We start from the raw sequence: 13,628 nt of genomic DNA, 5'->3' as shown, positions 1-13,628 counted from the left end.
TTGCGAGGGACTCGCACTCACGCACACCAATGAACCCGCAATTTCGGGCCCGGCGGCTGCAGCGCCACGCGGATCGGATATTCGCTGACATCGTCACCGGCCAATGCAGCCTGCAGCACGTCCAGCTTCTGCTTGCCGCGCAGCAACAGCAGGCGGGTCGGGATGGCGGCCAGTCCGGCCGGTGTCAGGGTGATCCGCAGCGGCCACTGATTCGAGCCGGGGCAGCCGGTGGCATCCAGCGACGCATACGGTTGCGGGCTGGACAGTGCCTTGCTCAAGTCGGTCGAGCCCGGAAACAGCGAGGCGGTGTGTCCGTCGCCGCCCATGCCTAGCACCGCCAGACACGCGGGTTCAGCGTGCGTGGCCTGCAGGTTCGCGGTGTGCACGCACTCGGGCAACTGCTTGCCTGGGCGCACCAGCGGGATGAAGGTGGCCGCCGGTGCGTGGGTCAAAAAGCTGTGATTGACCAGCCAGGCGTTGCTGTCCTGATCCTGCGGCGAGAGCCAGCGCTCATCGACCAGGCCCACTTCCACCCGCGACCAGTCCAGCGGACGGTGGGCGAGCGATTCGTACACCGGCGCCGGGGTGGTGCCGCCTGACAGCAGCATGCGCGCCTGGCCGCGGCGCGAAATCTCCTGTTCCAGCAGGTCGGCCATCTCGCTGGCCACCGCCTCGGTCCATTCGGCCGGGTCTTCGTAGCGCACCAGTGTGATACGCGGATTGTCCTGCAGGTTCATCGTTGCTCCCCTGGATGCTGACGCTGCGCATCCACCGCATAGGCGGCGGCGCCGAGCAGGCCGGCATGCGGATGCATGACCGCCAGCGACGGCACCCGCGACATGATCGCGGAGAAGCGTCCCTTGTGTTCGAAGCGCTGGCGGAAGCCGGAATGCTGCAGCGAATCCAGCACCTTGGGCACCAGCCCGCCGGTGAGGAACACGCCGTCCCAGGCGCCCTGCATCAACACCATGTCGCCGGCGATCGCGCCGAAGATGGCGCAGAACAGATCGATGGTGCGCGACGAGCGCGGGTCGCCCGCCGCCGCACGCGCGGTGATGTCCTTGGGCTGCAGCGGGCCCGGGTCGACCCCGGCAATCTCGCTGAGCGCGCGATGGATGTTGACCAGGCCTGGGCCACAGATCAGACGCTCGTTGGAAACCCGGCCGAACTGCTCGGAAAGGATCTCCAGGATGCGGATCTCCTCCGGCGTGCCGGGCGGGAAGCTGACGTGGCCACCTTCGGTTTCCAGCGGAAAGCAACGCCCGTTGCGGATGATCAGCCCACCCACGCCCAGCCCGGTGCCCGGGCCGATCACGCCGTAGTTGCGCGGCTGATCGATCGGCGCCGGCCGCCAACTGGCGCCGCCGACCTGCACCACGTCCTGCGGGCGCAGCAGGCTGATCGCCATCGCCTGCGCGGCGAAGTCGTTGATCAGGTGCAGGGTGCTGAAGCCCAGCATCGCCGCGGTACGCGAGCGCGAGATCACCCACGGATGGTTGGTGATGCGCGCCTCGTCGCCGTCCACGCGGCCGGCCACGGCGAACACGCCCTGGGTGGCCTGGACGCCGATCTGGTCGAGGTAATACCGCGCGGCCTCGCCGAGCGAGCCGAAATCGACCACCGCAAATTCGCGCGAGGTGTCATCCAGCAGCGGCACCGAGGCGTCGACGTCGGCCAGCGCGAAGCGCGCATTGGTTCCGCCGATATCGGCAACCAGCACCGGCTTGGAAGGAGCGGTCATGCGGTGTGTCCCTGTGCGTCGGTGGCCGGGGGCAGGAAGGGCGCCGCGGCATCGGGGCCCCAGCTGCCGGCCGGGTAGGGCTGCAGCGGCAACTGCGCGTCTTTCCACGCATCGCTGACGCTGTCGATCCACGACCAGGCAGCCTTGACCTCGTCGTCGCGCACGAACAGTGCCGGGTTGCCGTTGAAGGCATCCACAAACAGGCGCTCGTAGGCGATGCGGCGGTGCAGGCCGGTCGGCACCGACAGTTCCAGTTCCAGCGGCTGCAGTTCGATCGCGCCCCATTCCGGGCCGGCCAGGCTGCTCATCAGGCCGAGCTCGATGTTTTCCTGCGGCTGCAGCTGGAAGGTCAGGCGGTTGGGCACCGCGTTCTGCCGGTCCGGGCGCTCGAACAGCCAATGCGTCACCGGCTTGAGCGTGACCACGATGCGGGTGGAGCGCTCGGCCAGACGCTTGCCGGTGCACAGGTGGAACGGCACCCCGGCCCAGCGCCAGTTGTCGATATGCGCGGTCACCGCGACGAAGGTTTCCACGTCGCTGCCTTCCGGCGGGTGATAGGCCTGCGCCGGCTGGCCGTTGATGCTGCCGGCGGTGTAGCGGCCACGCACGCTGTCGTGGGCGGCATGCTCGGCGGTCATCGGGCGCAGTGCGCGCAGCACCTTGACCTTCTCGTCGCGGATGCGGTCGGCTTCCAGCGAGGCCGGCGGCTCCATCGCCACCAGGCAGAGCAACTGCAGGATGTGACTCTGCACCATGTCGCGCAGCGCGCCGGAGCGTGCGTAATAGGCATCGCGCCCGTCCACGCCTTCGCTTTCGGCCACCAGGATCTGCACCGACTCGATGTAGGTGCGGTTCCACACCGCTTCCAGCAACGTATTGCCGAAGCGCAGCGCGATCAGGTTCTGCACCGCCGCCTTGCCCAGGTAATGGTCCAGGCGGAACACGCGGTCTTCGTCGATCAGCGCGCCGATCGACTGCAGGATCTCGCGGGCGCTGTCCGAGTCGTGGCCGATCGGCTTTTCCAGCATCAGCCGGTGCGGCGCGGCCAGCGCGCCGCCCAGGGCCAGGCCCTGGCAGGTGCTGATGTACAGGCCCGGCGGAATCGCCAGGTAGCTCACGCATTGGCGGCTGGCCAGCTCGCGTACGGCATTGGCCACCGACTCGGCATCGCGCAGATCCACCGAGCGATAGTCGACCCGCTGCAGCAGCGTTTCGATCTGCTCGGGCGTGGCGATCGGCAGCGCGGCGGCCAGGCGCGGGCGCAGGACCTCGCGGAATGCCTCGGTATCGTGCGGCGACAACGCCAGTGCGCGGATACGGAAATCCTCCGGCAGCAGGCCATCGACGAACAATCGCAGCAGGGAGGGAAAGAGATAGCGCTGGGCGAGATCGCCGGTGGCGCCGAACAGGATCAGGGTGTTGTGCATGGACCGAATTTCAGATTCTGGAGACATCGTGATCAGCAGCTGGTCGGAAAGGCGCCGGACAGCCGGCGGTCGGTATGTCTGTTCCTGAGCGACACTGGCGTGCGCGCAGCGGGGGATGGACGCGTACGCCCAATCCCCGATTGTTGCAGCAAGTGGCCGTCAGCGGTTAGCGCCGCGGCGGTAGACCTGCACATGCGTGGCCGAATGGCGGGCCTTGCACGGTAGGCTGCACCGCTTGAGGCAGCGGCTTGGGTCGGTGGCGGCATGGTCCCTCCCGAGATCGATGTTGCCATGTGAAAACGATTACATGTCAGAATAAACCAATGCATTCGTTTGCAGGAAATTTCCTTGCAGGCGCGTGCGGCGTCACCGCCGTCGGGAGGGCCGAGGGCAGGGCGCACAACTTACGTTGAGGCCGAAGATGGCGAAAGTGCAGTTGGAAGGTGTCCGCAAGGTCTACGAGAACGGCCAGGTCGCGGTGCAGGGTGCGAGCTTCGAGGTCGCCGATGGCGAATTGATGGTGCTGGTCGGTCCGTCCGGCTGCGGCAAGTCGACCCTGTTGCGCATGATCGCCGGGCTCGAGGACATCAGCGCCGGCACGCTCAAGATCGGCGAGCGCGTGGTCAACGACGTGGCCCCCAAGGACCGCGACATCGCCATGGTGTTCCAGAGCTATGCGCTCTACCCGCACATGACCGTGGCCGAGAACCTGGCTTTCGGGCTCAAGCTGCGCGGCCACCCCAAGCAGGTCATCGCCGAGCGGGTCAACAACGCCGCCGAGCTGCTGGGGCTGACCCCGATGCTCGACAAGCTGCCCAAGGCGATGTCCGGCGGCCAGCGTCAGCGCGTGGCGCTGGGGCGGGCGATGGTGCGCGAGTCGTCGGTGTTCCTGCTCGATGAGCCGCTGTCCAATCTGGATGCCAAGCTGCGCCACAGCGTGCGTACCGAGATCGCGCAGCTGCATCGTAAGCTCGGCACCACGATGATCTACGTCACCCACGATCAGGTCGAGGCGATGACGCTGGGCCAACGCATCGTGGTGCTCAAGGATGGGGTGATCCAGCAGATCGACAGCCCGATGGCGCTGTACGACCGCCCGGCCAATCTGTTTGTGGCCGGATTCCTCGGCAGCCCGGCGATGAACGTGCTGCAGGGGCGCCTGGATGAGCAGGACGGCTTGCATCTGGTCATGGCCGATGGCTGGCGTGTGCCGCTGGGTGCGGCGCGGGTCGAGCGTAGCTGGTTCGGTCGCGAGGTGATCGTCGGCGTGCGTCCGGAGCATCTGCAGCCGTCAAGCGACGCCGCGCTGGGCTTTGACGCGCGTATCGATGTGATCGAGCCGGTCGGCAACGAGATATTCCTCAACCTCGACCGTGGCGGCCAACCGCTGGTGATCCGGGTCGCACCGCAAGCCTTGCCTGCGGTGGGGGAGCAGCTGCGCCTGGCGCTGCGCAGCGAGGCGCTGCACTTCTTCGACCCGGCCAGCGGCGAACGGCTGGCGCTGGCCTAACGCGCCAGCCCCTGCACGAATGCAAGCGGGCGGGCGGCATGCGCGCCCGTCTGCAGTACGGCGTCGGCCTCCAGGGTCAGCTCCAGCGGCAGCACCGCCAGCGCAAGATCGCCCGCCACGCTGACCAGCGTGCCAACGGTGGCATCGCCCAGCAGCACGGCCTGGCCCGCCTCGACCAGCGCATCCCTGCCATCGGCATCGACCTGCAGCAGTTGCAGCGCACGCTTGGCCTTGCCCAGAAAATGCGTCCGCGCCACGATCTCCTGGCCCGGATAGCAGCCCTTTTTGACGCTGAAGGCCTGCAGGCGATCCAGCGCCAGCTGCTGCGGCGTCCACTGCTCACGTTGCGTATCGGGCAGGCGCGCCAGCCCCAGTTGCAGGTCCGTACGGCGCCACTCGGCGTCCATGCGCGGTACTTCGATAGGCACGGCCAATGCCTCATCGTTCGCCAGCAACACCAGCGTGCGCGCCAGGGCAGGGCTGCCCATATCCAATTCGATACGCTGCGTTCCGATATCAGCCTGCGCGCCCTGGGCGCGGGCGGGTGCGGCAAGGCCGCCAAACGCTGAAAGCGCCGCCACGCCGATCTTGAGCTTGCGTCGGAACACAAAACGGCCGAGTTGCGTTGCGATCTCGGCCGCATTGCCATCGGGCAACAGCATCAGCAGGTGGGTGTCGTCCTCACGCAGGAGTGCGAAGATGGCGATCACGCGCCCCTTTGCCGTCAACCACGCATTCCACTGCCACTGCCCGATCGCCAGCGCCTGTACGTCGTTGGCAAATTGCGCATGCGCGAACGCCACTGCATCCGTCCCGATCAAGCGGACGTATTGCATGTCGTGCAGGGAGCCAAAACCCTGTGGAATAAGATTCAGGTTGTCAGCCATGGAAGGGGAGGACTAAAATCGCAATGTTGTGAGACCACTATGATAGGCCATCCAACCCCCACCCCAGCGCAGGATTCCGAGACGCAGCCTTCCCCTCAGGAGACGATTCCCGAGAAGAAGCCACTGCCGAAGGAAATTGGTGGACGCGACGGCCCCGAGCCAACGCGCTACGGCGACTGGGAAAAAAATGGACGCTGCATCGATTTTTGAGCAGCTTCTAGCCACAGCGGCCTAGTGCCGCCCAGCCGAGAAAACGAGCCCAGCGAATGGCGATCCGCGAACGTCCCACTTCTCCACATCTGCAGGTATATCGCTGGCAGATCCAGATGGCGACCTCGATCCTGCATCGAGCCACCGGCGTCATCCTTTCCGGAGGCGCGCTGGTCATCGCCGTCTCGCTGCTGTTGCTGATGCTCGGCGAGGACCACTGGAATTGCCTCACCCAGCAGCTGGGCGCCTGGTACGGCCAGTTGTTCCTATTTGCCTGGTCCTGGGCATTTACCTATCACCTGGCCAACGGCATCCGCCACATCGTCCAGGATTTCGGCCACGGCTTCAGCATTCCCGCCTTCATCCGCAGCAGCTGGACATCGGTGATCGCCAGCCTGGTGCTGACCGCTGCGATCTGGGCCTATGTCCTGACTGGAGTTTCCGCATGAGCCGCTATCGCACCCCATTGAAGAATGTGCGCGGTCTGGGCGCGGCCAAGACCGGCACCGAACATTTCGTGATGCAGCGGCTGACCGCCACAGCCCTGGTCGTGCTGGCGATCTGGTTCGTGGCGTTCGTGCTGAGCCTGCTCGGTTCCGACTACATGACTGCAGTCGTTGCCGTGTCCAAACCGTGGAACGCCGTGCTGCTGGTCGGTTTCCTGGTGGCGATGTTCTGGCATGCGCAGCTTGGCCTGCAGGTCGTGCTCGAGGACTACATCCACAATTCGTTGCTGGCGCTGGCGTTGCAGACGACAGTGAAGTTCGTCGCCGTGCTTGGCGCGATCGTCAGCATTTTCGCAGTGGCGCGCATCGCGCTGGGCGGTGCCTGAGTCATCGGGCACACAGAACAGGAATCCAGATTAGATGTCCGCTTACAAGATCACTGAACACAAGTACGACATGGTCGTGGTGGGCGCCGGCGGCGCCGGCCTGCGCGCCACGTTCGGCCTGGCCCAGAAGGGCCTGCAGACGGTCTGCCTGACCAAGGTCTTCCCGACACGCTCGCATACCGTGGCGGCGCAGGGCGGCATCTCGGCCGCGCTCGGCAACATGGGCGAAGACGACTGGCGCTACCACTTCTACGACACCATCAAGGGCTCCGATTGGCTGGGCGACCAGGACGCGATCGAGTACATGTGCCGTGAGGCGATCCCGGCGATCATCGAGCTTGAGCACTACGGCGTGCCGTTCTCGCGTACCGAAGAGGGCAAGATCTACCAGCGCCCGTTCGGCGGCATGACCACCAAGTACGGCGAAGGCCCGTCGGCGCAGCGCACCTGCGCGGCGGCCGACCGTACCGGTCACGCGATGCTGCACACGCTGTATCAGCAGTCGCTGGCGCACAACGCACGCTTCATGATCGAGTACTTCGCACTCGACCTGATCTTCGACGAGGAGGGCGTGTGCCGCGGCGTGCTGGCGCTGGACATGGCCGATGGCAGCTTGCATCTGTTCCGCGCCCACGGCGTGGTGCTGGCCACCGGCGGCTATGGCCGTGCCTACTTCAGCGCCACTTCCGCCCACACCTGTACCGGTGACGGCGGCGGCCTGGTGATGCGTGCCGGCCTGCCGGTGCAGGACATGGAATTCGTGCAGTTCCATCCCACCGGTATTTACGGTGCGGGCTGTCTGATCACCGAGGGCGTGCGTGGCGAAGGCGGCATCCTACGCAACAGCAACGGCGAGCGCTTCATGGAGCGCTACGCACCGCATTACAAGGATCTGGCATCGCGCGACGTGGTATCGCGTTCGATGACCGTGGAGATCCGCGAAGGCCGTGGCGTGGGCGAGCACAAGGATCACATCCTGCTCGACCTGACCCACCTCGGCCCGGAAGTCATCAACGAAAAGCTGCCCGGCATCGCCGAAAGCGCGCACATCTTTGCCGGTGTGGACGTGACCAAGCAGCCGATTCCGGTGTTGCCGACCGTGCACTACAACATGGGCGGCATTCCGACCAACTTCTACGGCGAAGTCGTGCGCAAGCAGGGCGACAACCCGGATGCGGTCGTGCCGGGCCTGTATGCGATCGGCGAAGCTGCCTGCGTGTCGGTGCACGGTGCCAACCGCCTGGGTTCCAACTCGCTGCTGGATCTGGTGGTGTTCGGCCGTGCGGTGGCAAACCGCTGCGCCGAGACGGTCAAGCCCAACCAGCCGCACAAGACGCTGCCGTCCGATGCCTGCGACAAGGCCCTGGGCCTGCTGGACAAGCTTCGCTACGCCAACGGCTCCACGCCGACCTCGGTGATCCGCGACAACATGCAGCGCACCATGCAGTCGGACGCAGCCGTGTTCCGTACCAGCAAGACGTTGAAAGAGGGCGTCGACAAGATGGCCGAGATCTTCGCCAGCTTCGAAGACGTCAAGGTCTCGGACCGCTCGCTGGTGTGGAACTCGGATCTGATCGAAACCTACGAGTTGAACAACCTGCTGCTCAATGCAGTGGCGACGATCAACTCGGCCGAACAGCGGCATGAAAGCCGCGGTGCGCATTCGCACGAAGACTTCCCGGACCGCGACGACGTCAACTGGCAGAAGCACACGCTGGTCACTGTCGACGACAAGGGCAAGTGCGAGTTCGAATATCGTCCGGTGCACATGTACACGCTGAGCAAGGACGTGGACGTGGTCCCGCCGAAGCCGCGCGTTTACTGATCGATGCGCATGGATCGATCCGCCTTCGCGTTGCCTCTGCTGGCCGGCCTGTCCGGGTACCGCAGCCATGCACCGCGCCAGCCGGATCGCTTCGTGACGCAGGGGCAACGCCGGCACGCCGCCGGCGGTTGCGCCACCGCCGCGGCGGTGGCATCCGTCATCTTTACCTTCATGCGCACGGTGCGGTTGTCGTTCGCACCGCGCATCGCCTGAGCCAACGAGAGCAGCTATGGCAGAGTTCACCCTCCCCAAGAATTCAAAGATCGGCAAGGGCAAGCATTACCCTGCACAGGGCGCCAAGAACACGCGCACCTTCAAGGTCTACCGCTGGGATCCGGATGGCGAAGCCAACCCGCGTACCGACAGCTATGAGATCGATCTCGACAAGTGCGGTCCGATGGTGTTGGACGCGCTGATCAAGATCAAGAACGAGATCGACCCGACGCTGGCGTTCCGCCGCTCCTGCCGCGAGGGCATCTGCGGCTCGTGCGCGATGAACATCGACGGCACCAACACGCTCGCCTGCACCAAGGCGATTGCCGCCTGCGGCAAGGCCGAGGTGCCGATCTATCCGCTGCCGCACATGAGCGTGATCAAGGACCTGGTGCCGGATCTGACGCACTTCTACGCGCAGTACGCGTCGATCAAGCCGTGGATCCGCACCCAGACCCCGCCGCCGCCGGACCGCGAGCGCCTGCAGTCGCCGGAAGACCGCCGCAAGCTCGATGGCCTGTACGAGTGCATCCTGTGCGCCTGCTGCTCGACCAGCTGCCCGAGCTACTGGTGGAATGGCGAGCGCTATCTGGGCCCGGCGATCCTGCTGCAGGCGTATCGCTGGATCATCGATTCGCGCGACGAGGACACCGGTGCGCGTCTGGACGACCTGGAAGATCCATTCAAGCTGTATCGCTGCCACACCATCATGAACTGCGCGCGGACCTGCCCCAAGGGCCTGAATCCGGCGCTGGCGATTGCCGAGATCAAGAAGCTGATGATGGCGCGTCGCGCCTGATCGCAGGGCAATGCGGCCCCGCGTTGGCGGGGAGATCGTTCACAGCGGCACCGGCCCTTGGTCTGGTGCCGCTGTCGTTTTCGGCGCCGGCAAGGCGAGCTGGAGAGTGAGATGGATGAAGAAACCCTGCTGAAGAAACTGCGCTGGCGTTGCCGGCGCGGCATGCGCGAACTCGATCAATTGTTCGGGCGCTATCTGGATCAACGCTGGGCGCAGGCTTCCGAATCCGAGCGCGCGGTTTTCCTACAGCTGCTGGATTGCGAAGACGATAAGTTGTGGCGCTGGTTCATGGGATACGAGGCCTGCCCCGATGCCGCCAACGCCGCACTCATCGCCGATATTCGCGCCATGCCGGCTTGAATGGCGCCCATCGCGCGGGCTTGCCTGCGCGCTGAGCGTGCTGAGCGCGCTCGCATTGTGGGCACTCTGGCGGAGTGGGGTGCCGCCATGGCTGGCGATGCTGTTGTCTGTCCATGCAGTGTTGACCGGTGGGCGATCGCTGCGCCTGCTGTTGCGCTCGCCAGCACGGGAAGTGATCGTGCCCTGGAGCGAAACGCCTGCCAGCGTTGACGGCGCGCAGGTGCAAGGCCTGCAGGTAGCGTGGCGCGGGCCGATCGCGGTGGTGTCGTGGACCGGCCTGGATGCACGTCGCCGACGCCTGCTTTTCTGGCCGGATACCTTGCCTGCAGCGCAGCGACGTGAACTGCGTCTGGCCGCTCAGGTACACGCCATTTTGTCCCGGCGGTCGCAAGTGGCACCATAGCGTCCCTTTCCTGGTTGAACCGCATGTTCAAACCTATCCCGGTTGCCATAGGCTTGCGCTACCTACGTGCCAAGCGGCGCAATGGCTTTATCTCGTTTATCTCGATGGCATCGATCCTTGGCATCGCCCTGGGCGTGACCGTGCTGATCACCACGCTGGCGGTGATGAGCGGTTTCCAGAAGGAAATCCGCGACCGTCTGCTGCAGATGGCCGCGCATGCCACGGTCAGTGCGGACGGTGCGCCGATGCATGACTGGCAGCATGCGGTCGCGGTCGCCATGGCCGATCCGCGCATTGCCGGTGCCGCGCCTTACATCGAAACCGAATCGCTGCTGCAGGGCCCGCGCAAGCAGCCGGCGATCGTGCGCGGCATCGTTCCTGCCGAAGAAGGCAAGGTATCGGTGCTGGCCAAGAAGATGCAGCAGGGGTCGGTCGACAGCCTGACGCCGGGCTCCTACAACATCGTCATCGGCAAGGAGCTGGCGATCTGGCTGGGCGTGGACATGGGCGACAGCATCGTGGTGCTGCTCAGCGATACCCAGGCCACGCCGCTGGGCGCGATGCCGCGGCTCAAGCGCTTCACCGTCAGCGGAATCTTCGAGGCGGGCTACAACGAGATCGACCGCGGCCTGGCCGTGGTCAACATGCAGGACCTGGCGCGCGTGTTGCGCATGGACGGCGTCACCGGCGTGCGGCTGCGCCTGCACGACATGGATCAGGCCTGGCCGGTGGCGCGCGATCTGGCGGTGAAGTTGCATGGCCCGTACCGGGTCAGCGACTGGACCCAGGAGAACGCCAATCTCTACCACTCGTTGAAGATGGAAAAGACCGTGATGGGCATCCTGCTGTCGCTGATCGTGGCGATGGGCGCGTTCAACCTGGTGTCCTCGCAGGTGATGCTGGTCACCGACAAGCAGGCCGATATCGCCATCCTGCGCACCCTGGGCCTGTCGCCTGCGGGGGTGATGCAGGTGTTCATGGTGCAGGGTTCGTTGATCGGCTTCATGGGCACGATCATGGGCGTGATCGGTGGCATCGTGCTGACGCTCAATCTGGAACGCATCCTGGGCGTGATCGAGACCATCTTCAGCGTCAAGCTGCTGCCCGAGGACGTGTATTACATCACCGGCTTGCCGACCGACATGCAGACCCAGGACGTGGTGGTGATCACCGTCGTCGCGCTGGTGATGAGTTTTCTGGCGACCTTGTATCCGGCATGGCGCGCCTCGCGCACGCAGCCGGCGGAGGCGCTGCGCTATGAATGAGATCAGGGAATCGGCCGTGCAAACGCCAAACCAAGCAGAGGCGGTGATCCGCGCCGAGGGTCTGGGCAAGACCTACGCCGAAGGCAAGATGCGCACGCCGGTGTTCGACGGTCTGGATCTGACCGTGGCGACCGGCGAAACCGTGGCCATTGTCGGCGCCTCGGGGGCAGGCAAGAGCACGCTGCTGCATCTGCTCGGCGGCTTGGACATTCCGACCTCGGGCGAGGTGTACGTGGCCGGCCGGCGCATGTCGGCGTTGTCCGATGGCGAGCGCGGCAAGCTGCGCAATCAGGCCCTGGGTTTCGTCTACCAGTTCCATCATCTGCTGCCGGAATTCACCGCGCTGGAAAACGTGATGATGCCGGTGCTGCTGTCCGGGAAAGAGGTGTCGGTGGCGCGGGCGCAGGCCTTGCAGTTGCTGGAATCGGTCGGGCTCGGACATCGCATCGAGCACAAGCCCAGCGAGTTGTCCGGCGGCGAGCGTCAGCGTGCGGCGGTGGCGCGTGCGCTGGTGAACAAGCCAGGCTGCGTGCTGGGCGATGAGCCCACCGGCAACCTGGACGACAAGACCGCCGAGACCGTGTTCGAGCTGATGCTGGAACTCAATCGTGCGCAACGCACCAGTCTGGTCCTGGTAACGCACGATCGCAGTCTGGCGCGGCGCCTGGACCGCGTGCTCGAGCTGCATCAGGGCAAGCTGCGCGAACTGGCACCTTCTGCGGTGTGAGAAGCACTGCCTGGCCGTCGGAATTCCTGGCGGCTGGGCGGTGTTGAACCCGCGGTCTCAGATTGAAGATCCTGGGGCTGGTGACGGGTGCATTCGCGTGATGCATCGACCGGCGTTCGCCACACATGCGCGTTCAGCACGCAATGCCCGCGCGTAGCATCGCGTCCATGCTCGCGGTGACAGGACGCGCGTTGACAGGAAGAACGGTCGCCGCCACGTGTGTGGCGACGACCTAGCGCATCAGGGAATGACGCGCAGCGCGCGCAGGCGCGTGAACAGTTCCAGAAACGAGGCGCGGCTGTCGTAGAAATCCGTAAAGCCCAGTTCGCGGCTCTTGGTCATGTCGTTGACGCACTCGATCTCGCGGCCCAGGTCGGCATCGGTGTGCCACCAGGATGCCAATCGATTGACGTCGGCTTCCACCAGGCCATGCTGGCTGGCGATCTCGCTCCATATTGCCGGCGCGGTCTCGCTCAGGCGTGCCTCCAGCGGCTGCGGGGTCTCGGGGCAGGGCGCAGCGTCGAGCCCGAAGAAGTCGGCAATCTGGCTCCACATCCAGCGCCAGCGGAACACATCGCCGTTGACGGTGTTGAAGGCCTGATTGCGCGCGGCCGGGCTCAGGCCTGCCCAGGCCAGCTGCTTGCCGAGCAGGCCGGCATCGGTCAGGTCGGTGAGGCTGTTCCACTGCGCCTGCGAGCCGGGAAACACGAACGGCTGGCCGGTGTGCTTGCACAGCGATGCATACACCGCCAGCGTCACGCCCATGTTCATCGCATTGCTGCCATTGGCCATGCCGATCATGGTGTGCGAGCGATGCACGCTCCAGCCGAAGCCATGCTGCTCGGCATGTGCGAACAACAGGTCTTCCAGCGTGTAGTAGAAGTTCTCGCCGGGCTGGCGTGGCTCGCTTTCGCGAAACGGCGTCTCCGCCTTGCCGCTGCCGTAGTTCTCGAACGCGCCGAGGTAATGCTTGGTGCCGGTGACCAGCGCCATGTGCTGCAGCGGCGCATCGCTCAGCGCTTCGCACAGATGCCGCATCATCGCGCCGTTGGCTTCGACGTTCTCGCGCTCGGTGTCGCGCCGAGTCCAGGTGCAGAAGAACACGTGGGTGATCGGCAGGCCACGCAGCGCGGTGCTGGTGCTGTCGGCATCCAGCAGATCGGCCGCAAGCGGGATCACGCCGTCCTGAGGCAGCGGGCGCCGTGCCAGCCCATAGACGGTCCAGCCATCGGCCACCAGGACATTGGCGAGGTTGTAACCGGAAATGCCGGTCACGCCGACAATCAGTGCAGTGCCTTTACGCATGGGGGAAGCTCCTCAGAAACAGTGGCGAACATAGCGCGGCAGTCATGAAATCGAGGCGAATGCAGGCTGATAGGGTTGCTGTGCGGCCAGCACACGCTGTCCTGCCCGGCGCATTGCACCTGCG

16 protein-coding genes are annotated in these 13,628 nt (G+C 65.4%); 11 read left to right on the top strand and 5 right to left on the bottom strand.

Going from position 1 to position 13,628, the window contains the following annotated elements:
- Nucleotides 1-17 precede the first annotated feature (17 nt).
- From pgl to zwf, 3 genes are read right to left on the bottom strand one after another with little or no spacing between them, the layout of a single operon-like run.
- Entirely contained in the window at nt 18-737 is a 720-nt protein-coding gene (gene pgl, locus ABQY74_RS10965) for a 6-phosphogluconolactonase (protein ID WP_047125299.1), read from the bottom strand.
- The gene (glk, locus tag ABQY74_RS10960) at nt 734-1,741 is read right to left on the bottom strand and encodes a glucokinase (RefSeq protein WP_016902597.1); all 1,008 of its coding nucleotides are present in this window, start codon (nt 1,739-1,741) and stop codon (nt 734-736) included. The genes pgl and glk overlap by 4 nt, the downstream gene beginning before the upstream one ends.
- Entirely contained in the window at nt 1,738-3,168 is a 1,431-nt protein-coding gene (gene zwf / locus ABQY74_RS10955; protein WP_016902596.1) for a glucose-6-phosphate dehydrogenase, read from the bottom strand. The genes glk and zwf overlap by 4 nt, the downstream gene beginning before the upstream one ends.
- 421 nt (nt 3,169-3,589) lie before the next feature.
- Between zwf and ABQY74_RS10950 the strand changes: the two genes are divergently transcribed.
- Nucleotides 3,590-4,678, top strand: a complete 1,089-nt coding sequence (locus tag ABQY74_RS10950) for an ABC transporter ATP-binding protein (RefSeq protein WP_039521732.1) — start codon at nt 3,590-3,592, stop codon at nt 4,676-4,678.
- On the opposite strand, the gene ABQY74_RS10945 is transcribed toward ABQY74_RS10950, so the two are convergent.
- Nucleotides 4,675-5,565 carry a folate-binding protein gene (locus ABQY74_RS10945; RefSeq protein WP_349791412.1) on the bottom strand — a complete coding sequence of 297 codons (891 nt, stop codon included), beginning with the start codon at nt 5,563-5,565 and terminating at the stop codon, nt 4,675-4,677. The genes ABQY74_RS10950 and ABQY74_RS10945 overlap by 4 nt on opposite strands.
- Here ABQY74_RS10945 and ABQY74_RS10940 point away from each other — a divergent pair.
- From ABQY74_RS10940 to lolD, 10 genes are all read left to right on the top strand, one after another.
- A complete protein-coding gene (locus tag ABQY74_RS10940; protein ID WP_228960434.1) occupies nt 5,467-5,775 on the top strand; it encodes a DUF1674 domain-containing protein in 309 nt (102 codons plus the stop codon). The two genes, ABQY74_RS10945 and ABQY74_RS10940, sit on opposite strands and share 99 nt — an antisense overlap.
- A 56-nt stretch (nt 5,776-5,831) precedes the next feature.
- Complete coding sequence (gene sdhC, locus ABQY74_RS10935) at nt 5,832-6,224, top strand: succinate dehydrogenase, cytochrome b556 subunit (RefSeq protein WP_024938689.1); 393 nt, start codon at nt 5,832-5,834, stop codon at nt 6,222-6,224.
- On the top strand, nt 6,221-6,607 hold the full coding sequence (gene sdhD, locus ABQY74_RS10930; RefSeq protein WP_024938688.1) for a succinate dehydrogenase, hydrophobic membrane anchor protein: 387 nt from the start codon (nt 6,221-6,223) through the stop codon (nt 6,605-6,607). Before sdhC ends, sdhD begins: the two co-directional genes overlap by 4 nt.
- 34 nt (nt 6,608-6,641) lie before the next feature.
- Nucleotides 6,642-8,432 (top strand): succinate dehydrogenase flavoprotein subunit, encoded by a 1,791-nt coding sequence (gene sdhA / locus ABQY74_RS10925; protein ID WP_016902591.1) that lies wholly within the window; start codon nt 6,642-6,644, stop codon nt 8,430-8,432.
- Between the two features lie 3 nt (nt 8,433-8,435).
- On the top strand, nt 8,436-8,645 hold the full coding sequence (locus tag ABQY74_RS10920) for a hypothetical protein (RefSeq protein WP_349791409.1): 210 nt from the start codon (nt 8,436-8,438) through the stop codon (nt 8,643-8,645).
- Nucleotides 8,646-8,661: 16 nt separating this feature from the next.
- Nucleotides 8,662-9,444: a succinate dehydrogenase iron-sulfur subunit gene (locus ABQY74_RS10915; protein ID WP_024938686.1), complete on the top strand. Its 783-nt coding sequence runs from the start codon at nt 8,662-8,664 to the stop codon at nt 9,442-9,444.
- A 111-nt stretch (nt 9,445-9,555) separates the two neighbouring features.
- The gene (locus ABQY74_RS10910) at nt 9,556-9,804 is read left to right on the top strand and encodes a succinate dehydrogenase assembly factor 2 (RefSeq protein ID WP_024938685.1); all 249 of its coding nucleotides are present in this window, start codon (nt 9,556-9,558) and stop codon (nt 9,802-9,804) included.
- Complete coding sequence (locus ABQY74_RS10905) at nt 9,755-10,207, top strand: hypothetical protein (protein WP_104573398.1); 453 nt, start codon at nt 9,755-9,757, stop codon at nt 10,205-10,207. The genes ABQY74_RS10910 and ABQY74_RS10905 overlap by 50 nt, the downstream gene beginning before the upstream one ends.
- A 23-nt stretch (nt 10,208-10,230) precedes the next feature.
- Nucleotides 10,231-11,472 carry a lipoprotein-releasing ABC transporter permease subunit gene (locus ABQY74_RS10900; protein WP_039514422.1) on the top strand — a complete coding sequence of 414 codons (1,242 nt, stop codon included), beginning with the start codon at nt 10,231-10,233 and terminating at the stop codon, nt 11,470-11,472.
- Nucleotides 11,465-12,199, top strand: a complete 735-nt coding sequence (lolD, locus tag ABQY74_RS10895) for a lipoprotein-releasing ABC transporter ATP-binding protein LolD (protein WP_065031458.1) — start codon at nt 11,465-11,467, stop codon at nt 12,197-12,199. The genes ABQY74_RS10900 and lolD overlap by 8 nt, the downstream gene beginning before the upstream one ends.
- Nucleotides 12,200-12,439: 240 nt before the next feature.
- On the opposite strand, the gene ABQY74_RS10890 is transcribed toward lolD, so the two are convergent.
- On the bottom strand, nt 12,440-13,504 hold the full coding sequence (locus ABQY74_RS10890) for an SDR family oxidoreductase (protein WP_104573397.1): 1,065 nt from the start codon (nt 13,502-13,504) through the stop codon (nt 12,440-12,442).
- Between the last annotated feature and the right edge of the window lie 124 nt (nt 13,505-13,628).

The sequence above is a fragment of the Xanthomonas sp. WHRI 7064 genome (assembly GCF_040202355.2).
Taxonomy (GTDB): Bacteria; Pseudomonadota; Gammaproteobacteria; order Xanthomonadales; family Xanthomonadaceae; genus Xanthomonas; species Xanthomonas arboricola.
Note: the sequence above shows the minus strand (reverse complement) of the source record. Positions and strands in the feature narration are given on the sequence as shown.